The 20,095-nt window shown below is 64.1% G+C and carries 22 protein-coding genes, 2 tRNA genes and 1 pseudogene; 17 read left to right on the forward strand and 8 right to left on the reverse strand.

Annotation, left to right across the window (positions count from 1 at the left end; genetic code table 11):
• Window positions 1-29: 29 nt before the first annotated feature.
• Together pal and ybgF are read left to right on the forward strand one after the other, a co-directional pair.
• Window positions 30-536 carry a peptidoglycan-associated lipoprotein Pal gene (gene pal, locus ACCC94_RS03940; protein ID WP_017522099.1) on the forward strand — a complete coding sequence of 169 codons (507 nt, stop codon included), beginning with the start codon at window positions 30-32 and terminating at the stop codon, window positions 534-536.
• Window positions 537-539: 3 nt separating this feature from the next.
• Window positions 540-1,382, forward strand: a complete 843-nt coding sequence (gene ybgF, locus ACCC94_RS03945; protein WP_413348115.1) for a tol-pal system protein YbgF — start codon at window positions 540-542, stop codon at window positions 1,380-1,382.
• 67 nt (window positions 1,383-1,449) lie between these two features.
• On the opposite strand, the gene ACCC94_RS03950 is transcribed toward ybgF, so the two are convergent.
• Window positions 1,450-1,653, reverse strand: a complete 204-nt coding sequence (locus ACCC94_RS03950; protein ID WP_413348116.1) for a YegP family protein — start codon at window positions 1,651-1,653, stop codon at window positions 1,450-1,452.
• Between the two features lie 321 nt (window positions 1,654-1,974).
• On the opposite strand from ACCC94_RS03950, the gene queE reads away from it, so the two are divergent.
• The 4 genes from queE (at window position 1,975) to nadA (ending at window position 4,686) form a co-directional block, all read left to right on the forward strand.
• Complete coding sequence (gene queE, locus ACCC94_RS03955; RefSeq protein ID WP_413348117.1) at window positions 1,975-2,622, forward strand: 7-carboxy-7-deazaguanine synthase QueE; 648 nt, start codon at window positions 1,975-1,977, stop codon at window positions 2,620-2,622.
• A gap of 38 nt (window positions 2,623-2,660) precedes the next feature.
• Window positions 2,661-3,335: a 7-cyano-7-deazaguanine synthase QueC gene (gene queC, locus ACCC94_RS03960; RefSeq protein WP_413348136.1), complete on the forward strand. Its 675-nt coding sequence runs from the start codon at window positions 2,661-2,663 to the stop codon at window positions 3,333-3,335.
• Between the two features lie 59 nt (window positions 3,336-3,394).
• Window positions 3,395-3,470 (forward strand) — tRNA-Lys (locus tag ACCC94_RS03965).
• Window positions 3,471-3,627: 157 nt separating this feature from the next.
• Window positions 3,628-4,686, forward strand: coding sequence for a quinolinate synthase NadA (gene nadA / locus ACCC94_RS03970; RefSeq protein WP_413348118.1), 1,059 nt, complete (start codon window positions 3,628-3,630; stop codon window positions 4,684-4,686).
• 140 nt (window positions 4,687-4,826) lie between these two features.
• Here nadA and ACCC94_RS03975 read toward each other — a convergent pair whose 3' ends face one another.
• Window positions 4,827-6,263: a M48 family metalloprotease gene (locus ACCC94_RS03975; protein ID WP_413348119.1), complete on the reverse strand. Its 1,437-nt coding sequence runs from the start codon at window positions 6,261-6,263 to the stop codon at window positions 4,827-4,829.
• Between the two features lie 227 nt (window positions 6,264-6,490).
• On the opposite strand from ACCC94_RS03975, the gene ACCC94_RS03980 reads away from it, so the two are divergent.
• Both ACCC94_RS03980 and ACCC94_RS03985 read left to right on the forward strand, forming a co-directional pair.
• Window positions 6,491-6,742, forward strand: coding sequence for a sulfurtransferase TusA family protein (locus tag ACCC94_RS03980; RefSeq protein WP_017522093.1), 252 nt, complete (start codon window positions 6,491-6,493; stop codon window positions 6,740-6,742).
• Window positions 6,743-6,795: 53 nt separating this feature from the next.
• A complete protein-coding gene (locus tag ACCC94_RS03985; RefSeq protein WP_413348120.1) occupies window positions 6,796-7,875 on the forward strand; it encodes an AI-2E family transporter in 1,080 nt (359 codons plus the stop codon).
• Between the two features lie 47 nt (window positions 7,876-7,922).
• Here the strand turns inward: ACCC94_RS03985 and ACCC94_RS03990 are convergent, their stop codons facing one another.
• Window positions 7,923-8,396: a peroxiredoxin gene (locus ACCC94_RS03990; RefSeq protein WP_413348121.1), complete on the reverse strand. Its 474-nt coding sequence runs from the start codon at window positions 8,394-8,396 to the stop codon at window positions 7,923-7,925.
• Window positions 8,397-8,421: 25 nt separating this feature from the next.
• The gene (locus ACCC94_RS03995; protein WP_192291358.1) at window positions 8,422-8,979 is read right to left on the reverse strand and encodes a glycine cleavage system protein R; all 558 of its coding nucleotides are present in this window, start codon (window positions 8,977-8,979) and stop codon (window positions 8,422-8,424) included.
• Between the two features lie 171 nt (window positions 8,980-9,150).
• On the opposite strand from ACCC94_RS03995, the gene dapA reads away from it, so the two are divergent.
• From dapA to ACCC94_RS04020, 5 genes are all read left to right on the forward strand, one after another.
• Window positions 9,151-10,029, forward strand: coding sequence for a 4-hydroxy-tetrahydrodipicolinate synthase (dapA, locus tag ACCC94_RS04000; protein ID WP_413348122.1), 879 nt, complete (start codon window positions 9,151-9,153; stop codon window positions 10,027-10,029).
• 13 nt (window positions 10,030-10,042) lie between these two features.
• Window positions 10,043-11,233 (forward strand): outer membrane protein assembly factor BamC, encoded by a 1,191-nt coding sequence (gene bamC / locus ACCC94_RS04005; RefSeq protein ID WP_413348123.1) that lies wholly within the window; start codon window positions 10,043-10,045, stop codon window positions 11,231-11,233.
• On the forward strand, window positions 11,172-11,930 hold the full coding sequence (locus tag ACCC94_RS04010) for an MBL fold metallo-hydrolase (protein ID WP_413348124.1): 759 nt from the start codon (window positions 11,172-11,174) through the stop codon (window positions 11,928-11,930). The genes bamC and ACCC94_RS04010 overlap by 62 nt, the downstream gene beginning before the upstream one ends.
• Window positions 11,931-11,959: 29 nt before the next feature.
• A complete protein-coding gene (purC, locus tag ACCC94_RS04015) occupies window positions 11,960-12,670 on the forward strand; it encodes a phosphoribosylaminoimidazolesuccinocarboxamide synthase (RefSeq protein WP_413348125.1) in 711 nt (236 codons plus the stop codon).
• Window positions 12,671-12,765: 95 nt separating this feature from the next.
• A tRNA-Ser gene (locus ACCC94_RS04020) sits at window positions 12,766-12,855 on the forward strand.
• 578 nt (window positions 12,856-13,433) lie between these two features.
• Here the strand turns inward: ACCC94_RS04020 and ACCC94_RS04025 are convergent.
• From ACCC94_RS04025 to ACCC94_RS04035, 3 genes and pseudogenes are all read right to left on the reverse strand, one after another.
• Window positions 13,434-13,760, reverse strand: a pseudogene (locus ACCC94_RS04025) (carboxymuconolactone decarboxylase family protein); the annotation flags it as partial.
• 142 nt (window positions 13,761-13,902) lie between these two features.
• Window positions 13,903-14,385 (reverse strand): transcription elongation factor GreAB, encoded by a 483-nt coding sequence (locus tag ACCC94_RS04030; RefSeq protein WP_413348126.1) that lies wholly within the window; start codon window positions 14,383-14,385, stop codon window positions 13,903-13,905.
• Window positions 14,386-14,489: 104 nt separating this feature from the next.
• Window positions 14,490-14,936, reverse strand: coding sequence for an RcnB family protein (locus ACCC94_RS04035; RefSeq protein WP_413348127.1), 447 nt, complete (start codon window positions 14,934-14,936; stop codon window positions 14,490-14,492).
• Between the two features lie 262 nt (window positions 14,937-15,198).
• Here ACCC94_RS04035 and ACCC94_RS04040 point away from each other — a divergent pair, with 262 nt between their 5' ends.
• The 4 genes from ACCC94_RS04040 (at window position 15,199) to rmuC (ending at window position 18,554) form a co-directional block, all read left to right on the forward strand.
• On the forward strand, window positions 15,199-15,567 hold the full coding sequence (locus tag ACCC94_RS04040) for an MbcA/ParS/Xre antitoxin family protein (protein WP_413348128.1): 369 nt from the start codon (window positions 15,199-15,201) through the stop codon (window positions 15,565-15,567).
• Window positions 15,568-16,332 carry an RES family NAD+ phosphorylase gene (locus tag ACCC94_RS04045; RefSeq protein ID WP_413348129.1) on the forward strand — a complete coding sequence of 255 codons (765 nt, stop codon included), beginning with the start codon at window positions 15,568-15,570 and terminating at the stop codon, window positions 16,330-16,332.
• A 77-nt stretch (window positions 16,333-16,409) separates the two neighbouring features.
• Window positions 16,410-16,619, forward strand: a complete 210-nt coding sequence (locus ACCC94_RS04050) for a hypothetical protein (protein ID WP_413348130.1) — start codon at window positions 16,410-16,412, stop codon at window positions 16,617-16,619.
• A 570-nt stretch (window positions 16,620-17,189) separates the two neighbouring features.
• On the forward strand, window positions 17,190-18,554 hold the full coding sequence (gene rmuC, locus ACCC94_RS04055) for a DNA recombination protein RmuC (RefSeq protein ID WP_413348137.1): 1,365 nt from the start codon (window positions 17,190-17,192) through the stop codon (window positions 18,552-18,554).
• A gap of 128 nt (window positions 18,555-18,682) precedes the next feature.
• Here rmuC and ACCC94_RS04060 read toward each other — a convergent pair whose 3' ends face one another.
• Window positions 18,683-20,029 (reverse strand): NAD(P)/FAD-dependent oxidoreductase, encoded by a 1,347-nt coding sequence (locus tag ACCC94_RS04060; RefSeq protein WP_413348131.1) that lies wholly within the window; start codon window positions 20,027-20,029, stop codon window positions 18,683-18,685.
• Between the last annotated feature and the right edge of the window lie 66 nt (window positions 20,030-20,095).

A 20,095-nucleotide genomic window follows, 5' to 3' on the forward strand; every position in this document is an offset into this window, starting at 1 on the left:
ATACACTGGGGTTCATTAGGAGTTACATGATGGAAATGCTGAAATTCGGCAAGTTTGCCGTTATCGCCCTCGCCATGGCTGTTGCCGTCGGCTGTTCGTCCAAGAAAGGCGATGCTACTGGCGAAGGCGCCAATGGCGGCGTTGATCCGAACGCTGGCTACGGCGCCAACAGCGGTGCCGTTGACGGCTCGCTGAGCGACGAAGCCGCCCTGCGCGCTATCACCACCTTCTACTTCGAGTACGACAGCTCCGACCTGAAGCCGGAAGCAATGCGTGCCCTGGACGTACACGCCAAGGACCTGAAAGGTTCCGGCCAGCGCGTAGTCCTGGAAGGTCACACCGACGAGCGCGGCACCCGCGAGTACAACATGGCTCTGGGCGAGCGTCGTGCCAAGGCCGTTCAGCGCTACCTGGTGCTGCAGGGCGTTTCCCCGGCTCAGCTGGAACTGGTTTCCTACGGCAAAGAGCGTCCGGTTGCCACTGGCCACGACGAGCAGTCCTGGGCCCAGAACCGTCGCGTTGAGCTGAAGAAGTAAGAGATGCCGATGCGCCTGCGTTTTCTGACCTTGATCGCGTGCGGACTGCCGCTCATGGCGGCAGCCGCGGTTCCGGTACAGGACGGCAATGGTGGCTATGCCAGCACGCCGCCCTCGGGTTATGGCACCGCAGGCGCTGATGGCGCCTACGCCGGAGGCGGGATGACTACTCCCGTCTCCGGTCAGGCTCAGCTGTTCATGCAGCTGCAGCAGATGCAGGACGAGATGTCCCGTCTGCGCGGCATGCTCGAAGAGCAGCAGAACCAGATCCAACAGATGAAGCAGGAAAACCAGGAGCGCTTCCAGGACATCGACAGCCGCCTTTCCAGCGGTGCAGGTGCAGGAGCGGCCGGTGCTGCAGTTCAACCCAATTCCCCCGCTGCCGGTGCCAATGCCGGAGCTGCCGCCGGTGCAGGCGTAGCCGCCGCCCAGCAACAGCAGCCCGCTGCCAGCAGCGAGCCGGGCGACCCGGCGAAAGAGAAGCTCTACTACGACGCTGCCTTCGACCTGATCAAGGCCAAGGACTTCGACAAGGCCAGCCAGGCATTCGGCGCCTTCCTGCGCAAGTACCCGAGCAGCCAGTACGCGGGCAACGCGCAGTACTGGCTCGGCGAAGTGAACCTTGCCAAGGGCGACCTGCAAGGTGCTGGCCAGGCCTTTGCGCGGGTCAGCCAGGCTTACCCGAGCAGCGCCAAGGTTCCGGACTCGCTGTACAAGCTCGCCGACGTCGAGCGTCGCCTTGGTAATAACGACAAGGCTCGCGGCATCCTGCAGCAGGTCGTGGCCCAATACCCGGGCACTTCTGCCGCCCAGTTGTCCCAGCGTGACCTGAAGAATCTCAAGTAAGGTTTCGCCAATAAAAAGCCCGCGCCAGTCGCGGGCTTTTTATTGGGCGCGAAATAGCCGTCTTCCGTTACTTGCGCAGTTGCGCGTAGTGCTCATCCCCGCGGATTGGCGCTTCGGAGCCGTGTTGCACCAGGGCAATGGAGTGTTCGCAATCAGTGAGGTTGTGGTAGCTCTCCGAGCTGACGGCAATGATCCGCGAGTTCTTCGCGATGAATCGCCAGCGCCATTCATGGCGGGTGTCCTTGTAAACGTGGAAGTGTGCAATCGACATGCTCGTCTCCTTCAGCCATTGAACCGTCCGCTGGGGCCGGCCTGGCAAAGCTAACAGCGCCGGGCGCACGCGCGGAGCGCACTCCGCGAGTCCGACGGCATTACCCGAAAGTGACGACTCGCTGTTGCTCGTTTCCCATTCCTCGATCCTTCGGACTGGGTGTCAGGACTTCTGGTAGAATCGCCGCCGCTCTCGGATGCGCTAGTGGTTTCAGCTCGGCTGACGTCTGCTTTGCTCCGAGGTTTGCCGGGTGCACCCGCACCCATGACTCCAACGCAACGGAGGCGGATGGCCTGTGCAGCCGTCACGCCCGTGGCTGATATGCAACAGACCCTGCGCATTACCGAGATCTTCTACTCGTTGCAGGGGGAAACGCGCACCGCCGGCTTGCCGACCGTGTTCGTACGCCTGACGGGCTGTCCCCTGCGCTGCAACTACTGCGATACCGCCTATGCCTTCAGCGGCGGCGAGATCCAGACCCTCGACGCCATCCTCGATCAGGTCGCTCAGTACCGTCCTCGCTACGTCTGCGTGACCGGTGGCGAGCCGCTGGCCCAGCCCAACTGCATTGCGTTGCTCGAGCAACTGTGCGACGCAGGTTATGAGGTGTCGCTGGAAACCAGCGGTGCGCTGGACATCTCCAGTACTGACCGCCGCGTCAGCCGCATCCTCGACCTGAAGACCCCTGGCTCCGGCGAAGTCGCGCGCAACCGCTACGAGAATATTGGCGAGCTGACTCCCAATGACCAGGTGAAGTTCGTCATCTGCTCCCGCGAGGACTACGACTGGGCTGTCTCCAAGCTGATCGAGTACCGCCTCGAAGAGCGTGCCGGTGAGGTGTTGTTCTCGCCGAGCCACCGCCAGGTGGATGCGCGCGCGCTGGCCGACTGGATCGTCAGCGACAACCTGCCGGTGCGCCTGCAACTGCAGCTGCACAAGATTCTCTGGAACGACGAGCCGGGCCACTGAGCGCCGAGGAGACCCTGTATATGTCTGACAAGAAAACCATGAGCGACAAGAAAGCCGTGATCCTGCTCTCCGGCGGCCTGGACTCCGCGACCGTGGTCGCCCTGGCCAAGGCGGAAGGCTACGCCTGCTACACCATGAGCTTCGACTACGGCCAGCGTCACCGCGCCGAGCTGCATGCGGCCGAGCGCGTCGCCCGGCAGCAGGGCGTGGTGGAGCACAAGGTGATCGGCCTCAATCTGAATGGAATCGGCGGCTCGGCCCTGACCGACAGCAGCATCGAGGTTCCCGAGGCTCCCAGCGAAGGCATTCCGGTGACCTACGTGCCGGCGCGCAATACGGTGTTCCTGTCGCTTGCCCTGGGGTGGGCTGAAGTGCTGGGTGCACGCGACATCTTCATCGGTGTGAACGCCGTGGACTACTCCGGCTACCCGGATTGCCGCCCCGAGTTCGTCGAGGCGTTCGAGCGCATGGCGAACCTCGCGACCAAGGCGGGGGTGGAGGGTGACGGCTTCCGGATCCAGGCTCCGCTGCAGTTCCTCTCCAAGGCGCAGATCATCGAGGCGGGCGTCGCGCAAGGCGTCGATTACAGCCTTACCGTGTCCTGCTATCAGGCCGACGATGACGGACGCGCGTGCGGTAAATGCGACAGCTGCCGCCTGCGTTCCGAGGGCTTTGTCGCGGCCGGAATTTCCGACCCGACGCGCTATTTCTGAAAAAAGTTTTTGTGGGGTGTTGTTTTTACGTTAGAAATCAGTATTATACGCACCACGTCGGGTCGTTAGCTCAGTCGGTAGAGCAGTTGGCTTTTAACCAATTGGTCGTAGGTTCGAATCCTACACGACCCACCATAAAATCCTGTGAAAGCCCCGTGATCGAAAGGTCACGGGGCTTTTGCCATGTGCCGGAAAAAGTCCGCCGTACGGGCGTCAACGTCGCATCGCGAAAGGGAAGGCGGTGATAAAATCGCCAGCATAATCAGACCGTGCCTGTTGAGGTTTCCACACGATGTCCCAGATTTCCGAACGCCTGCTGGTCCAGGCCCATCTGGCGGCGAAGCAGCCGCGGGTGCTGAGCGAGCAGGAAGAGGCCGACTACCGTGCGGCCATCGCCGCCGAGCTGAAGGCACAGAACGCCGTGCTGGTCGCGCACTATTACTGCGATCCGGTCATCCAGGCGCTGGCCGAAGAGACCGGCGGCTGCGTTTCCGACTCGCTGGAAATGGCCCGCTTCGGCAACCAGCATTCGGCGCAGACCGTAGTAGTTGCCGGCGTTCGCTTCATGGGTGAGACCGCGAAGATCCTCAACCCGGAAAAACGCGTGCTGATGCCCACCCTGGAAGCGACCTGCTCGCTGGACCTGGGTTGCCCGGTGGATGAGTTCTCCGCTTTCTGCGACCAGCATCCCGAACGCACCGTGGTGGTCTATGCGAACACATCGGCCGCCGTGAAGGCGCGCGCCGACTGGGTGGTGACGTCCAGCTGCGCAGTCGAGATCGTCGAGCACCTGATGGACAACGGCGAGCCGATCCTCTGGGCGCCGGACCAGCACCTGGGCCGCTACATCCAGCGCGAGACCGGTGCCGACATGCTGCTCTGGGACGGTGCCTGCATCGTCCACGAGGAGTTCAAGGCCAAGCAGCTGGAAGACCTCAAGGCGGTCTACCCGGACGCCGCGATCCTGGTGCACCCGGAGTCGCCGGAGGCCGTGGTGGAACTGGCCGATGCCGTGGGCTCCACCAGCCAACTGATCAAGGCCGCGCAGACGCTGCCGAACAAGCGCTTCATCGTCGCCACGGATCGCGGCATCTTCTACAAGATGCAGCAGCTGTGCCCGGACAAGGAGTTCATCGAGGCGCCCACCGCCGGCAACGGCGCAGCCTGCCGCAGCTGTGCGCACTGCCCGTGGATGGCCATGAACACCCTGGAGCGCACCCTGGCGTGCCTGCAGGAAGGTTCGGGAGAGATCTTCGTCGACCCGGCACTGATTCCCAAGGCGATCAAGCCGCTCAAGCGCATGCTCGACTTCACCCAGGCGGCGAAGCTGAAACTGGCGGGCAATGCCTGATCAGTTTGCTGAATGAAAAAGCCCGGCATCTGCCGGGCTTTTTCGTGGCTTTTTGTAGGAGCGAGCTCGCTCGCGAACAGACTACCCACTGAGTTCAGTGTTATGCGGTTCGCGAGCAAGCTCCCTCCTACAGGTTCTGCTCAGCGGCCCATCATTTCCTTGAGGATGCGCTCCTGTTCCCGGAACTCCTGCTGGCGGGCATCCAGGCGCGCGGCCAGGGTGAAGTTGCCGCCGGCGCGACGCTTGGCGAAGTCCAGTTGCTCGATCGCCTGCTTGTAGTCGCCGGTGAGCGCGTAGTACTCCGCACGTGCCTGGTATACGCCGATGGCGTTGCCGCTCAGGGTGCAGGCGTCGGCCAGGCGGTTCCATACGTCCGGGTCCAGCGGGCGGCGCTGGGATAGCTTGAACAGCGTCTTCTCCGCATCCGCGGCGCGGTTGGTCTTCATCATGAGGTCGGCGTTGGCCTGGATCAGGGGGTAGCTGTCCGGATACTGGCCGAGCATCTTCTGCACTCGCGCCTGGGCGTCGGGCAGCTTGTTGGCGGTGATATCCACGTCGGCCATCGCCAGGTTGTAGCTGATGTCGTTGGGCGCCTTGGCGAGCAATTGCTGGAGGTTGCTGCGAGCTTCGTTGAGCTGGCCGATCTTGGTCTGCGACAGGGCCAGGCCATAGCGGGCAGCGTCATTCTTCGGGTCTTCGTCGAGCTGCGCGCGGAACTGCTTGCTGGCCATGCCCGGCGTGTCCTCGAACATCTGCTGCACGCGGGCGCGCATCAGCTCGTAGCGCAGCGAATCTTCCTTGCCGCCCTTGGGGTACTGCTCGGCGCGGTTGCGGGTGTCGGCGATACGCGATTCGGTCACCGGGTGGGTCAGCAGGAATTCCGGCGGCTTGCCTTCGTAGCGGTACTGGCGGGCCAGACGCTCGAACATGTTGGGCATGGAGCGCGGGTCGTAGCCGGCACGAACCATGGTGGCAACGCCGACGCGGTCGGCTTCCTGCTCGTTCTGCCGGGAGAAGCGCAGCTGGTTCTGGATGGCCGCGGCCTGCGTGCCGGCGATGGCGGCGATACCGGCGTCACCGGCGCCCGCCGCGGCGGCGACGATACCGGCGAGCATGGCGGCCATCACCGGAATCTGCATGCGCTGCTGCGCTTCGATGCCACGGGCGAAGTGGCGCTGGCTCAGGTGGCCGAGTTCGTGCGCCAGTACCGCGATGTACTCGCCTTCGGTCTGGGCATAGATGAACAGGCCGCCGTTGACGCCGACCACGCCGCCGGGAGCGGCGAAGGCGTTGATCTGCTTGTCGCGGATCAGGATGAAGGCGAGGCGGTGGTCCTGCAGTTCGCTGGACTCGGCCAGGCGGTAGACGCTGGATTCGACGTAGTCCTTGAGTTGCGGATCGTTGAGCGTGTCGACCTGGTTGCGCAGCATGCTCAGCCAGGCGCGGCCGAGCTGGAATTCCTGTTCCGGGGAGACGATGGACGAGCTGGCGTCACCCAGGGAGGGAAGGTCGTCCGCCAGGGCCGGCATGGCCAGGGCGATAGCGAGCGACAGCAGGGCAGGGCGGAGTACTTTCATGTACACGAGGCTCGTTCCGAGAAATGCTCTACTTTAGCCGCACGCTGGCGCCTATGCCTAGTTTGCAGGGCGGAAGTGCGGCGCAATTCGAAATCGGTATTTTCGCCGTCGAGGCTCCTCCAGACCCTGATGCTGACGGCTCGATTGATGAACGCCGTCGCGGCAGGGCCTGGTTACTTTTCCAACGCTTTCGGTATTCTTGGGCGCCCTGACTGGAGTTCGTTTCGATGTCCGATTCCACGCCGTCCGTCCCCGCCTGTGACGCGGAGCTGGACGCCAGCGGTCTCAATTGTCCCTTGCCGCTGCTCAAGGCCAAGCTCGAGCTGAACCGCCTTCCCAGCGGAGCGGTGCTCAAGGTGATCGCCACCGATGCTGGCTCCCAGCGCGACTTCCGCGTTTTCGCCGACCTTGCCGGGCACTCGCTGCTGCATGAAGAGGTCGAAGCCGGCGTCTATCGCTACTGGTTGCGCAAGAAGTAGCTCCTGATCGCGGGTAACCGCGACGTTACCCCATTCGTTTCGCAGGTTCGTTGATGCTCAAGGTTTTGCAGGACTGGATGCAGCGCTATTTCTCCGACGAGGAGGCGATAGTGCTGGCGGTCATTCTCGGGCTGGGATTCACCGTCATCCTGGCTTTCGGCGGGATGCTCGCGCCGGTGCTGGCGGCGATGGTCATCGCCTTCCTCATCCAGGGCATGGTCGGAGTGCTGGAGCGCCTGCGCGTGCCGCATCTGTTCGCGGTCTGGCTGGTTTATTCGCTGTTCCTCGGGCTGCTCGCGGTATTCCTGCTGGTGCTGGTGCCGCTGCTGTGGAAGCAGCTGTTCACCCTGTTCAACGAGCTGCCCGGCATGCTCGGCGAGTGGCAGGCGACGCTGCTGATGTTGCCCGAGCGCTACCCGGACATGGTCACCGAAGAGCAGGTGCTGCACACCGTCGAGGCCGCGCGCAACGAATTGGGCCAGCTTGGCCAGTGGGCGCTGACCTTCTCCCTGTCGGGCCTGCCGGTAGTCGTCAACATCATGATCTACCTGGTGCTGGTGCCGATCCTGGTGTTCTTCTTCCTCAAGGATCGCCGCCGCTTCTACCACTGGTTCCGCCGCTACCTGCCGCGCGAACGTGGGCTGATGAAGCAGGTGTGGAACGAGATGAACCAGCAGATCGCCAACTACATCCGCGGCAAGGTCATCGAGATCTTCATTACCGGCGTGACGACCTACATCGCTTTCGCGGTGCTGGGGCTTAATTACGCGGCGCTGCTCGCGCTGCTGGTCGGCCTCTCGGTGGTGGTGCCTTATATCGGCGCGGTGGTGGTTACCGTGCCGGTGGCGATGATCGCGCTGTTCCAGTGGGGCTGGAGCGACCAGTTCATCTACCTGATGGCGGCCCACGCGATCATCCAGGCGCTGGATGGCAACGTGCTGGTGCCGCTGCTGTTCTCCGAGGCGGTGAACCTGCACCCGGTGGCGATCATCTGCGCAGTACTGCTGTTCGGCGGACTGTGGGGGTTCTGGGGGGTGTTCTTCGCCATCCCGCTGGCGACCCTGGTGAAGGCCGTGCTGGACGCCTGGCCGCGCCAGCCCGCGCCGGAGCGCCAGGTCAGCCCGATGATGTAAACGAAAAAGGCCGCTGATCAGCGGCCTTTTCCTGCGTGCGGTATCACTCAGCCCTTGTTCAGTTCCTCAGCGGCGGCGAGCACGGCGTCCACATGGCCGGGCACTTTCACGCCACGCCATTCCTGGCGCAGCACGCCCTTGGCATCGATCAGGAAGGTACTGCGGTCTACGCCCAGGTATTCCTTGCCGTAGAGCTTCTTCAGCTTGATCACGTCGAACAGCTGGCAGACGGCCTCGTCCTTGTCGCTGATCAGCTCGAAGGGGAAGCACTGCTTGGCCTTGAAGTTCTCGTGGGACTTGATGCCATCGCGGGAGACGCCGAACACCAGGGTGTTGGCCTGGGCGAAGTCCTCGATCCTGTCGCGGAAGCCCTGGCCTTCGGTGGTGCAGCCGGGGGTGCTGTCCTTGGGATAGAAGTACAGGACGACCTGTTTGCCCTTGAGCTCGGACAGGCGGAATTCGACGCCGCTGGTGGCCGGGGCGTGGAAATCGGCGACGGGTTTGTTCAGTTCGACTGCCATTGGAATTTTCTCCTTGAGAACACCCTTACGGATGCTGCGGACGCCAGGGCTCAATCAGCGCGTCCAGGTTCAGCGCATCGGCGAAGTCGAGGAACTGGTCGCGCAGCCAACTGATCTGGGTGCCGGCCGGCAGGGTCACGGTGATGGTGGCGTTGAGCATGCTGGTGTTGGTGTGCGGCGCTTGATAAGTGTCGCAGGTGAGGTTCTCCAACTCGATGTTGTGATCGATGAAGAACTGGCACAGCTCGTTGAGAATGTCCGGCCGATAGACGGCGCTGACGTAGGCCACGTAGGGCAGGGCCTGGGCGCGGGTGACGTGGACATTGCTGCGGGTGACGCTGAGGGTGAAGCCATGGCGCTTGGCCAGGGGCGGCAGGCCGCCTTCCAGGCGAGCCAGGGCATCCCAGCTGCCGGAGATCTGCAGGATCAGCGCGCTGAACTCGCCGTGACGGGTCAGGCGGCTGCTGACGACCGAGCAACGGTTGTCGACGCAGGTGCGGCACAGCACGCTGGTCAACTCCATCGGGTTCGGGCCCAGAGCACTGATCAGGAGGAATTGTTCACGAGGGTGAGAGGCGGACATGCAGCTTTCCTGGGAGTGGCGGCCAAGCGGGCCGCATCGACAAAGGAGAAAGGGTAGCGAAAAGCGCCGATGAGGGGAATGTCTGGCCGCTCGCGGGTCGCTGCGTCACCTTGTGCGTGGCCGGTGGCGACAGTACCATTACGGCTTTCTTTTTCCGGCAGGAGCGGTTGCATGATTGCGGGCAGTATGGTGGCGCTGGTCACCCCCTTCGATGCTCAGGGTCGACTGGATTGGGACAGCCTCGCGAAGCTGGTGGACTTCCACCTGCAGGAAGGTACCAACGCCATCGTAGCGGTCGGCACCACGGGTGAATCGGCCACTCTGGACGTGAAAGAACACCTGGAAGTGATCCGTCGCGTGGTCGACCAGGTCAACGGCCGCATCCCGGTCATCGCCGGCACCGGCGCCAATTCCACCCGCGAAGCCGTCGAGCTGACCGAGGCTGCCAAGTCCGGCGGCGCCGATGCCTGCCTGCTGGTGACCCCGTACTACAACAAGCCGACCCAGGAAGGCCTGTACCAGCACTTCCGCCATATCGCCGAAGCCGTCGCCATTCCGCAGATCCTCTACAACGTGCCGGGCCGCACCGCCTGCGACATGCTGCCGGAGACCGTCGAGCGCCTGTCCAAGGTGCCGAACATCGTCGGCATCAAGGAAGCCACTGGCGACCTGCAGCGCGGCAAGGAAGTGCTGGACCGCGTCGGCAAGGATTTCCTCGTCTACTCCGGCGATGACGCCACCGCCGTCGAGCTGATGCTGATGGGCGGCAAGGGCAACATCTCGGTGACCGCCAACGTCGCTCCGCGCGCCATGAGCGACCTCTGCGCCGCCGCCATGCGTGGCGATGCCGCCGCTGCCCGCGCCATCAACGATCGCCTGATGCCGCTGCACAAGTCGCTGTTCATCGAATCCAACCCCATCCCGGTCAAGTTTGCCCTGCACGAAATGGGGCTGATTCCAGAGGGCATCCGCCTGCCTCTGACCTGGCTCAGCCCGCGTTGCCACGAACCGCTGCGTCAGGCCATGCGCCAGACCGGCGTCCTGGCTTAAGGAGCTCCCTCGCATGAAGCGACTGGCAGGACTGACTGCGCTCGCCCTGGTTATCGGCAACACCTCCGGCTGCGGCTGGCTGTGGGGTCCGGAAGGCTACTTCCGCGACCGTGGCGACGATTACCTGAACGCCCGTGAAACCGCGCCGATGAAGGTGCCCGAGGGCTTGCAGAGCAAGCCGCTCGACCCGCTGCTGCCGATCCCGATGAACGTCGCCACCAGCACCGAGAAGGAAGGCGAGTTCGAGGTGCCGCGCCCGCAGCCGCTGGCCGGCTCCGGCGAAGTCAGCGACTTCAGCCTGCAGAAGAGCGGCGACTCGCGCTGGCTGGTTGCCCAGCGTCCGCCGGCCGAAGTCTGGCCGGTCGCTCACCAGTTCTTCCAGGACAACGGCTTCTCCATCGCCAACGAGCGTCCGCAGACTGGCGAATTCAGCACCAACTGGCAGCCGCTGTCGCAGCTCTCCGCGCCGCTCGCGCGTCGCCTGAGCAGCCGAGTGTCGGGCGTCGAGCCTGACAGCGAAGCGCGCGTTCGCGTGCGCATCGAGCCGGGCGTGCAGACCAACACCAGCGAAGTCTATGTGCTGAGCGAAACCCGCCCGGCCGGCAGCACCGCCAGCGGTGACTGGCCGACCAAGCCGGCCGTGCCGAGCCTGGATGCCGCGCTGCTCGACGAAATGATCGCCAGCATGGCCACCAGCGCCGAGAAGGGCGGCTCCGTCTCCCTGCTCGCGGCGCACTCGGACTACGACACCCCCGGCGCCGTTCAACTGAACAAGGACGGCAGCGGCAACCCGGTGCTGACCGTCGACTCCGACTTCGACCGCGCCTGGGTCAGCGTGGGCCGTGCGCTGGATCGCGCCGACATCCGTGTCGACGACCTCAACCGCAGCCTGGGCGTGTACTACGTCAACATCGCCGAAGGCGCGAAGAAGAAGGACGAAGACAAGCCTGGCTTCTTCAGCCGCATGTTCGGTGGCGGCGAGAAGACCAAGGAAGAAGAGGACGCCAAGGCACAGCGCTACCAGGTCCGCCTGACCAGCGTGAGCAACACCGTCCAGATCACCGTCGACAAAGACATCAACACCTCCGCACCGGCTGACGTGGCGCAGGGCGTACTTGAGAAACTCCAGGAGAGTATGCGCAATGCACTTCGCGGTCCTGGGGAGCGGAAGCCGGGGCAATTCGGCCTTGGTGAGCAGTTCTGACACCCGGATACTGATCGATTGCGGCTTCCCGCTGCGTGAAACCATCCGCCGTCTGGCACGCCTGGGCGTAGAGCCCGGGCAACTGGACGCGATACTGGTCACGCACGAGCACTCCGATCACATCAACGGCGTCGAACTGCTGGCCCGGCACCATCGGATACCCGTGTACCTCAGCGCCGGCACCCTGCAGGGAATGCGCAAGCCGGTGACACCGGCGGGGCTGCTCAAATGCGGCGACCGCCTGGTACTGAAAGACCTGGAAGTCACTGCGGTGAGCGTCTCCCACGATGCGCGGGAGCCCCTGCAGTACGTGTTTTCCGATGGCCGGAAGCGCTTTGGCCAGCTCACCGATCTGGGAGCTGCCACGGCGCAGGTGCTGGAATGCTATCGTGGCCTCGACGCATTGATCGTCGAAGCGAATCACGATACCGACATGCTGGCCCGCGGTCCGTATCCCTACCCCCTCAAGGTCCGCGTAGGCGGCCAGTGGGGACATTTGAACAACCGGCAGGCCGCCGAACTCGTGGCCCTGCTGGGCTGGGAAAGCCTGCAGCACCTGGTGCTGGCGCATCTCAGCGAAAAGAACAACTCGCCGCAGCTGGCCCGGCAAAGCTTCGTCGACACCTTAGGGTGCGACCCGGACTGGCTGCAGGTAGCCGATCAGCATTCTGGACTCGACTGGCGCACCATCGCCTGAGCCCACCCCCTAAGCAAGCGGAGCCCATCATGGAAAAACGCGAAGAACTCTATCGCGGCAAGGCCAAGTCGGTTTACACCACCGATGACGCCGACCGCCTCGTCCTGCTGTTCCGCAACGACACCTCGGCGTTCGACGGCAAGCGTATCGAGCAGCTCGATCGCAAGGGCATGGTGAACAACAAGTTCAACGCTTTCATCATGCAGAAGCTCGAAGCCGCCGGCATCCCCACCCAGTTCGACGCCCTGCTGTCGGACAACGAGGTGCTGGTCAAGAAGCTCGCCATGATTCCGGTCGAGTGCGTCGTGCGCAACTATGCCGCCGGCAGCCTGGTGCGCCGCCTGGGCGTGGAAGAGGGCCTGCAACTCACCCCGCCGACCTTCGAACTGTTCCTGAAGAACGATGCCCTGGGTGATCCGTTCATCAACGAATCCCACGTCCAGGCCTTCGGCTGGGCGACCCTGGAGCAACTGGCCGAAATGAAGGCCTATTCCTTCAAGGTCAACGAAGTGCTCAGCAAGCTGTTCGACGAAGCCGGCCTGCTGCTGGTGGACTTCAAGCTCGAGTTCGGCCTGTTCCACGGCAAGATCGTCCTGGGCGACGAATTCAGCCCGGACGGCTGCCGCCTGTGGGACAAGGAAACCCGCAAGAAGATGGACAAGGACCGCTTCCGTCAGGGCCTGGGTGATGTGATCGAGGCCTACGAAGAAGTCGCCCAGCGCCTCGGCGTGCCGCTCTGATCCGACGAGCGCACGCAAGCGCCTGATACCACGCAAAAAAATCCGAAAACAAAGCTTCGCGTTCGGACTTCAAGCTGGTATCATGCGCGCCGCACGGAGAGATGCCGGAGTGGTCGAACGGGACGGATTCGAAATCCGTTGAACCAGCAATGGTTCCTAGGGTTCAAATCCCTATCTCTCCGCCATTATTGCAATGGCTGAAGCCCCTGAAATTCCTGGAATTTCAGGGGCTTTGTCTTTTCCGGGTCTGCCAATAGGGCAAATTCAGGACAGATTCCCGCACCTCAGGCCTTAGCACTACCCGGCCTGCGTCCCCTTATCCGCAATACCCATCCATCTTCTCCCGATTCCCCTGCGTGGGATTCGCTTGGTACTGCTGCAGCCAGAACTGGCACGGCGCGCTGCTGAAGCGTTTTGTCTGCTCCGCTTTTTCGATCTGCCGATTCTGCTGCTCCTGTGTGGCCTGCTGGCGTTGCAGATATTGCTGGAACATTTCTTCGTTGCTGCGGGGGGGGGGCGGAGCGGTCGGCGGTTTCGCGGCTGGCGGAGCCAGGCGGCTGATGATGGTGGGGGGGAGGTAGGGCCAGACCAGCGAGGCGGTGATGGCGACGGCCAGGCAGCCGAGCCAGATGCCGGCGGCGATGGCGAGGGTAAGTTTCCAGAAACCGGGAGCGGGCTGTGACATGGGCGGAGGCTTTGGTTGGCAAAGTTCCACTGATAACCCATCCGAGCCCCGGAGGGAAAGAGGCAGGCCCGCGGCGGACTCGTAGGCTTCGAGCGCACGCAGGGAGTAGATATAGGCAGCCCCGGCGTTGAGTGAGATGGCGGTGGCCAGGGTCTGGGCGATCTCGGCTTCGGTGGCGCCGGCCTTGCGCGCGGCTTCGGCGTGGACGCCGATGCAGCCGTCGCAGCGGGTAGTGATGGCCACGGCGATGGCGATCAGTTCGCGAGTCTTGGCGTCCAGGGCGTCGCCGTCAGCGGCGGCGGCTTCCAGCGCCTGGTAGGCGGCGATCATCTTCGGGTGTTTCTTGCCCAGCGCGCCGAAGGCTTTCTTCACGGCAGGGACGTACTCGGACCAGTTGAACAGCATGATGCTTCTCCTTGAGGCCGGGAGGATGAGGGGTGGCCTTGAAGCTTAGTCTGCGCCGGGCGGCGTGCCGCGTATTGTCCGTTCCGCTCAGATTTTTCATCGATGCGCTCGGCGCTCGCTGTTCAGTCCGACGCGCGCTCCATCAATAGGCGTCGAGGATTTCGTAGCGCTGGCGAGCGCTGCCGCTGCCCACCTCCACTTCGTCGCCAGGGTGGCGATGAAGCAGGGCGTTGCCCAGCGGGGCGCGGGTAGTGATGACCAGGATCTCGCGACCTTCAGACTGCACCTTGAGGCCCGCGCCGTCCGGGCCGAGGAAGACCCAGCGCTGCTGCTCCTGCTCATTGACCAGGTGGACCATGGCGCTGGTCAGGATGCCCTGTTCCTCGTCGAAGTCGCGCAGTTGCAGGTTCTCGAACAACGACAGCGCCTGACGGATCTCCTCCACGCGGCGCGATTGGCCAGCGGCGAGGTAGGCCGCCTCCAGGCCGAGCGTGTCGTACTTGTTCTCGGCGACGTTTTCCTCGTGGGTCGCGGTCTCGTGGGCCGTCTGGGCGGCGCGTACGGCGACGTCGAGGTCTTCGGCGAGGCGGGCGAGGATCAGTTGGTAGACGCGTTTCTTGTCCATGGCGGCAGGCTGGAAATAAAGCCGTCTATCCTAGGGCCTTTACCCATCGGCGGCGACTCTTTCCCGCCCTGGCGCGGAGGGACCACGCCAGGACCGGCCATGGATCAGTAGCCGCTGAGGATGTTGACGATCACGCCGCTGGCGATGGCCACCAGAATGTAATCGCCGTTCACGTACAGCCAACGGTGGTCGCGCGGCGGCGCGTAAAGGTGGCGCGCGTGCCAGTCGGTGACCCAATAGCGGTCGCCGCGATAGGCAGGCTCGACGATGACGCCGCGCCGCCAATCGCGATGGGGGACGGGCATGCCGGGCTGAGGACGAAAATCCGGGTTGCGGTAGGTGTGGACGCTGTTCGGGCCGGGGCGTGCCTGGTCATGTCCGCCCTGGGAAGCTCGTTGCGGCTGATGCTGTGGCTGGGAATGCTGCTGTTGCGGCCCGCGGTTGTCCTGCCGGTTGGGGCCGTTGTCCGGGCCGGGGCCGGGCTGGGCGAAACTGGCCAGCGGGCTGCCCAGCGTCAGGGCGGCACAGAGCAGGGCGACGGACTTCTTCATGGTGATCTCCTCGCGCAACCGGCGGAGCGGTGCGTATTTCACTTTCATCGTCCCGGACTATCCGGGTGCTTCATGAGACCGCATTGCTGCGTCAATGAGTGCCAAGGCCAAGTAAATGTCCGGTAAAGAGTTTTTCCGGTTTGTCAGCGTGCGGATACAAGCAGCTCTGTCGACGGGGACGGAGCCGTGGTCATCTTCCTCTTTGTGCGGTTGCAGCATCTGGTGATATATTTGCGGCAAATGCACTGATTGGAGGCCTGTCATGAGCGCTCTGCTGAAGGAAAGCCCGGCTGCCGATGCCGTCCTGGCGAAAGCAGTGCTGACCGCCCGCGAGCACTTGTCGATGACCCAGCAGGAACTGGCCGCCATCGTCGGAGTGGATCGCAGCGCGGTGAGTCGCTGGAAGCAGAACGGCCTGCGCGTGGACAGCAAGACCGGCGAACTGGCTCTTCTGCTGGTGCGCATCTACCGCGCGCTGTTCGCCCTGTTCGGCGGCAACCACGAAGACATGCGCCACTTCCTGCGCACCGAGAACCGTCACCTGGGCGGCGTGCCGCTGCAGCTGATGGAGCAGGTGCAGGGATTGGTCGCGGTGGTCGAGTACCTGGACGCCATCCGGGGCAAGGTCTGAATGTCCTTCGCAGCCGGCGCCCGTCTCTGGGCGGAGTATGAGGATTCGGTCGTCGCTCCCATCCGTGGGCGCCTGGTGCGACTGGTGGAGAGCCAGGGCCAGGTGGCGACTCTGCAACTGGTCGACACCCTGGAAGAGCAGGCGCTGCTCGAGGAGTTGCTGGAGACCAGCAAACCGCGCATGCCGCCGCCTGCCGAGCCGTTGCACTACCTGTTGAAGACGCCGTTCCGCTATCCGCCGTTGCGTTGGGGGTCGCGTTTTGGCCGGCGTCATGAACCCAGCCTGTTCTACGGCGCGCTCAAGCTGGAAACGTCCATGGCGGAATCGGCCTTCTACCGCTTCGTGTTGTGGGAAGGGATGGCGACACCTCCGCCCAGCGGGCGAATCCTTTCCGAGCACGCTTCTTTCGAGGCGCGCTTCCAGGTGCAGAAAGGTGTGCGCCTGCACCTGCCGCCTTTCCGTGAACACGGTGCACTGCTCGATCCTCAGGATTACAGCGTGACCCAGGGCCTGGGCAGTGCGATGCGCGAAGCGGGAGTGGAGGCTTTTGAATACCGTTCGGCACGCTGCCCGCAGGGTGGCATCAATGTCGCGCTGTTCGCCCCCTCGGCCTTCACCGAGAAGCGGCCGCGCAACCTGATGCCGTGGCTGTGCGAGACGACCGCGGAGTACGTCGCCTTCAAGCATGCCCAGGTGCCGGACAGCCCGAGGCTCTATCGCCGCGAGCAATACCTGGTGAACGGCGAGCTGCCGCATCCGGCCTGACCGTTCATCGTTTCGCCATCTACGCGTCATGCTCCGCGGTGTATGTTCCGGGATGGCCAAGCAGGGAGCGCCAGACCATGGATATACGGATAGCCATCCATCCCAGCGATGATCGTCGCTGGCGCGTGTACCTCAATCAGTTCTTCTACGATTGCAGCAGCCGCAGCGCGGCCGAGCGCGTTTATGCTCGGGTCTGTGCTGCAGAGCAGCAGGCGATTCAGCTTCCCGAACCCCCGCGTGTGGTCCGCCCGCAGCGTTTACCGCGCCGCCAGGTGCAGATCGCATGAAACTCGCCAGGCACCAGCGTCGGGAAACGGAGCTTCCGATGCGCCCATCGCCTGGCTGAGCGAGCTGTCTTCCTGAGAAACCTTCCCATCCACTGCCCTGAAACGGGGCGGTCGGCCCCGGCGTGGCGCGCACTTGTGCACAATGCTGACGCGCCCTGTCAAGTCCCCGAAACATTGCATTTGGCCAGCCCGCGAATTTCCTTGCGTTTTTTAACTATTTGAAAAATAAAGGAAATTTCTATTGGTGAAAAAATCACCAATCTGTCACACGCCCCCAGATCACTGGGGGTGGCACCAGTTTTCGGCAAGTTCTCCACTGAGTTATCCACAGCTTCTGTGGATTGTCCCGAGCGCTTGCTCCGGAGCCCTGTTCCAGGGCCTTTACAGCGGACGAGGCGGCTCGGGAGGGCGACTGTTAGACTGGCGCGATCCATTGCCACACCCCCGGAGTCCCGCATGCCACTCGATCTTTCCGCCCTGTTGCTCGGTGCGCTTGCCGGATTGCTGCCCATGGCGGCGCTCGCCTGGCGGTTGCAGGCGCAGCGGGTGGCGGTAGAGCAGGAGGCGACTCTGCTGCGCGAGCGCCTGGCGACGGCGCAACTGGCTCAGGACGGACTATCCGCCCAGGCCGAGGCGGATCGCGAAGCCTTCCAGCGCCTGAGTGGCCGCCACGGCGAACTGTCCGCGGAAGCGGCGGCGTTGCGACGCGAAGTCGAGCTGAGCAGGGAGGAGCGTACGCGCCTGGGCAACGCCGAACAGGATTGGCAGGCTGAGCGGGCCGACAAGGAGGCAGAGCTGCGCCGGCTCTCCGCCGAGCACGCTGCGCTGTCCGCCGAGCTGCGCGAGCAGCAGGAAAATCACCAGCAACGCCTGGGCGATCTGCAGGCCGCGAAGGATGATCTGCGTGCGCAGTTCGCCGAGCTGGCCGGGAAGATCTTCGATGAACGCGAACAGCGCTTTGCAGAGTCCAGCCAGCAGCGCCTCGGGCAGTTGCTCGACCCGCTGAAGGAGCGCATCCAGTCGTTCGAGAAGCGCGTGGAGGAGAGCTACCAGGCCGAGGCCCGCGAGCGCTTCTCGCTGACCAGGGAGCTGGAACGCCTGCAGCAGCTGAACCTGCGCCTGGGCGAGGAAGCCACCAACCTGACCCGTGCACTGAAGGGCCAGAAGACCCAGGGCAACTGGGGGGAGCTGGTGCTGGAGCGTGTGCTGGAACACGCCGGCCTGGAGAAGGGCCGCGAGTACGAGACCCAGGTCAGCCTGCGCGCACCGGATGGCGAGCGCTTCCAGCCGGACGTGCTGATCCGCCTGCCCGGCGACAAGCAGGTGGTGGTGGATGCCAAGGTCAGCCTGACTGCCTACCAGCAGTTCATCGCCGCCGAGGACGAGGTGATCCGCCAGCAGGCGCTCAAGGCGCACGTGCTGTCGCTGCGCAACCATGTGAAGGGTCTTTCGGGCAAGGATTACCGCCGCCTCGAAGGCCTGCACAGCCTCGACTTCGTGCTGCTGTTCATGCCGATCGAAGCGGCCTTCTCGGCAGCGTTGCAGGCCGAGCCGAACCTATTCCAGGAGGCCTTCGAGCGCAATATCGTGATCGTCAGCCCGACCACCTTGCTGGCGACCTTGCGGGTGATCGACAGCCTTTGGCGCCAGGAGCGGCAGAACCAGAACGCCCGGGAAATCGCCGAGCGCGCCGGGGCGCTGTACGACAAGTTCGTGCTTTTCGTGCAGGACCTGGACGAGATGGGCACTCGCCTGCAGCAGCTGGACAAGACTTATGCGGCGGCGCGCAACAAGCTCTGCGAAGGACGCGGCAACCTGATCAGCCGGGCCGAACAGGTAAAGCTGCTCGGCGCGCGGGCGAGCAAGAACCTGCCGACGGACTGGCTGGAGCGGGCGTTGAGCGACGATGCGCCGGTGGTGGAAGAGGGCGAATAGGCCGGAATGACCTTGTAGGAGCGAGCTTGCTCGCGAACCGGCATTTCCCCGAAACGTCAATGCCACCGGCGGGCTCTGTTCGCGAGCAAGAACTAGGCGTCCCCCTCGCTCCTACGAAGAGCAATCCTTCAGAACAACGAGTAGGGCTTGCCCGCTGTCCCATCGGCAAAGCGCCGCAGCCGGAAGGCGTGCAGATCCATTCCCGGGTCACCCTTCAGAATCCACTGGCTAATCAGTTGGCCAACGATGGGCCCCATGGCGAAACCGTGGCCGCAGAAACCGGTGGCGATCAGCAGGCCCGGCACTTCGGGCGGCGCGTCGAGCACCGGGATGCCGTCGGGCAGTACGTCGATCAGTCCCGCCCAGCTCTCCACCACCTTCACGTCGCGTAGGGCCGGGAAAGCCTTGGCCAGATTCTTCTGTGCGGCGAACACGCGGGACGTATTCACCTTCACCTGGGGATCGCGCTCGCCCAGTACCGGGCCGTTCACGCTTCTTTCCGAGCCGGGCAGGCGCTGGCGCAGATCGTGGAACAGCGCGCCATTGAGCTTGAAGGAGAAGCCCGCGCGGTGCTCCGGCAGATGTGGCAGGTAATGTTTGGCACCGCGCAGGTAGTCGAGGTTGAGGTCGATATCGGCCTGGGTCTCGTCGGCGAGGTTGATGCTGCCGTCGGCGCGTTGGCGGAAGCCGATGTTGTGGCCGATGAAGCTCTGCGCGCCGACGTCCGGACCGGGGCTGGTGCGCGAAACGGTACAGCGCACGGCCTGCTGCGGCAGTTCCAGGCCCAGGCTCTGCACCAGGCGCCAGCTGCTGGCGCCTGCCGAAATCAGCAGATGCCTGGTCTTCACGTACCCACGCTCGGTCTGCACGCCGCAGAGGGCACCGGCAGCGCGATCGATGCCGGTGACGCCGCAGCCTTCGACGAACAGCGCGCCGCGCTCGATGGCACGTAGCGCATAGCCGGGCGCGACCCGGCGTGGCTCGGCCTGGCCGTCGTTGGCGGTATACAGGGCGCCGAGCGCCGGGTCGGCCAGCGACGGCATCAGTTGGGCGACTTCGCCCCGGCCGAGCAGCCGGGTATCGAGGCCGAAGTTGGCGGCGACCTTCAGCCAGTCTTCGTATTTCTGCCGTTGCTCCGGCGTTTCGGCGAGGTACAGGCAGCCGCCCTGGCGCCATTCCAGTGGCAGTTGCAGTTCTGCTTCGAGGCGTTCCCACAGCGGGATGGCGGCCATCATCAGCGGCACTTCCGCCGGATCGCGGGCCTGCTGGCGGACGAAGCCCCAGGCGCGGGTGGACTGCTGGCTGGCGAGGCCGGCCTTGTCCAGCACCAGCACGCTCAGGCCAAGGCCGGCGAGGTGCCAGGCGGTGGCGCAGCCCATGATGCCGCTGCCGGCTATGACGACGTCCACCTGCTCCGGCAGGCGCTCCACGCGGGAGGATAGGGCGGGGTGAAGCGGGTAGGTTCCCATCGGCATACGGCGACATCCCTGAGGCGAGTAACGGATGCCGCAGTATGCGGTCGGCGCGCGCCGCGCATCCAC

It is taken from the genome of Pseudomonas sp. Pseusp97 (assembly GCF_047304025.1).
Lineage (GTDB): Bacteria > Pseudomonadota > Gammaproteobacteria > Pseudomonadales > Pseudomonadaceae > Pseudomonas.

Excerpts from the sequence above, each read along its gene's own strand:
- ACCC94_RS03950 (WP_413348116.1), bottom strand. The coding sequence starts at position 1,653 with ATGTCGATTGCACACTTCCACGTTTACAAGGACACCCGCCATGAATGG.
- ACCC94_RS04030 (WP_413348126.1), bottom strand. The coding sequence starts at position 14,385 with ATGGACAAGAAACGCGTCTACCAACTGATCCTCGCCCGCCTCGCCGAA.
- bamC (WP_413348123.1), top strand. The coding sequence starts at position 10,043 with ATGAAGCGACTGGCAGGACTGACTGCGCTCGCCCTGGTTATCGGCAAC.
- queC (WP_413348136.1), top strand. The coding sequence starts at position 2,661 with ATGAGCGACAAGAAAGCCGTGATCCTGCTCTCCGGCGGCCTGGACTCC.
- ACCC94_RS03995 (WP_192291358.1), bottom strand. The coding sequence starts at position 8,979 with ATGTCCGCCTCTCACCCTCGTGAACAATTCCTCCTGATCAGTGCTCTG.
- queE (WP_413348117.1), top strand. The coding sequence starts at position 1,975 with ATGCAACAGACCCTGCGCATTACCGAGATCTTCTACTCGTTGCAGGGG.
- dapA (WP_413348122.1), top strand. The coding sequence starts at position 9,151 with ATGATTGCGGGCAGTATGGTGGCGCTGGTCACCCCCTTCGATGCTCAG.
- ACCC94_RS03990 (WP_413348121.1), bottom strand. The coding sequence starts at position 8,396 with ATGGCAGTCGAACTGAACAAACCCGTCGCCGATTTCCACGCCCCGGCC.
- ACCC94_RS04060 (WP_413348131.1), bottom strand. The coding sequence starts at position 20,029 with ATGCCGATGGGAACCTACCCGCTTCACCCCGCCCTATCCTCCCGCGTG.
- ACCC94_RS04050 (WP_413348130.1), top strand. The coding sequence starts at position 16,410 with ATGGATATACGGATAGCCATCCATCCCAGCGATGATCGTCGCTGGCGC.
- ACCC94_RS04035 (WP_413348127.1), bottom strand. The coding sequence starts at position 14,936 with ATGAAGAAGTCCGTCGCCCTGCTCTGTGCCGCCCTGACGCTGGGCAGC.
- nadA (WP_413348118.1), top strand. The coding sequence starts at position 3,628 with ATGTCCCAGATTTCCGAACGCCTGCTGGTCCAGGCCCATCTGGCGGCG.
- ACCC94_RS04040 (WP_413348128.1), top strand. The coding sequence starts at position 15,199 with ATGAGCGCTCTGCTGAAGGAAAGCCCGGCTGCCGATGCCGTCCTGGCG.
- ACCC94_RS04010 (WP_413348124.1), top strand. The coding sequence starts at position 11,172 with ATGCACTTCGCGGTCCTGGGGAGCGGAAGCCGGGGCAATTCGGCCTTG.
- pal (WP_017522099.1), top strand. The coding sequence starts at position 30 with ATGGAAATGCTGAAATTCGGCAAGTTTGCCGTTATCGCCCTCGCCATG.
- ACCC94_RS03985 (WP_413348120.1), top strand. The coding sequence starts at position 6,796 with ATGCTCAAGGTTTTGCAGGACTGGATGCAGCGCTATTTCTCCGACGAG.
- purC (WP_413348125.1), top strand. The coding sequence starts at position 11,960 with ATGGAAAAACGCGAAGAACTCTATCGCGGCAAGGCCAAGTCGGTTTAC.
- ybgF (WP_413348115.1), top strand. The coding sequence starts at position 540 with ATGCCGATGCGCCTGCGTTTTCTGACCTTGATCGCGTGCGGACTGCCG.
- ACCC94_RS03980 (WP_017522093.1), top strand. The coding sequence starts at position 6,491 with ATGTCCGATTCCACGCCGTCCGTCCCCGCCTGTGACGCGGAGCTGGAC.
- ACCC94_RS03975 (WP_413348119.1), bottom strand. The coding sequence starts at position 6,263 with ATGAAAGTACTCCGCCCTGCCCTGCTGTCGCTCGCTATCGCCCTGGCC.
- ACCC94_RS04045 (WP_413348129.1), top strand. The coding sequence starts at position 15,568 with ATGTCCTTCGCAGCCGGCGCCCGTCTCTGGGCGGAGTATGAGGATTCG.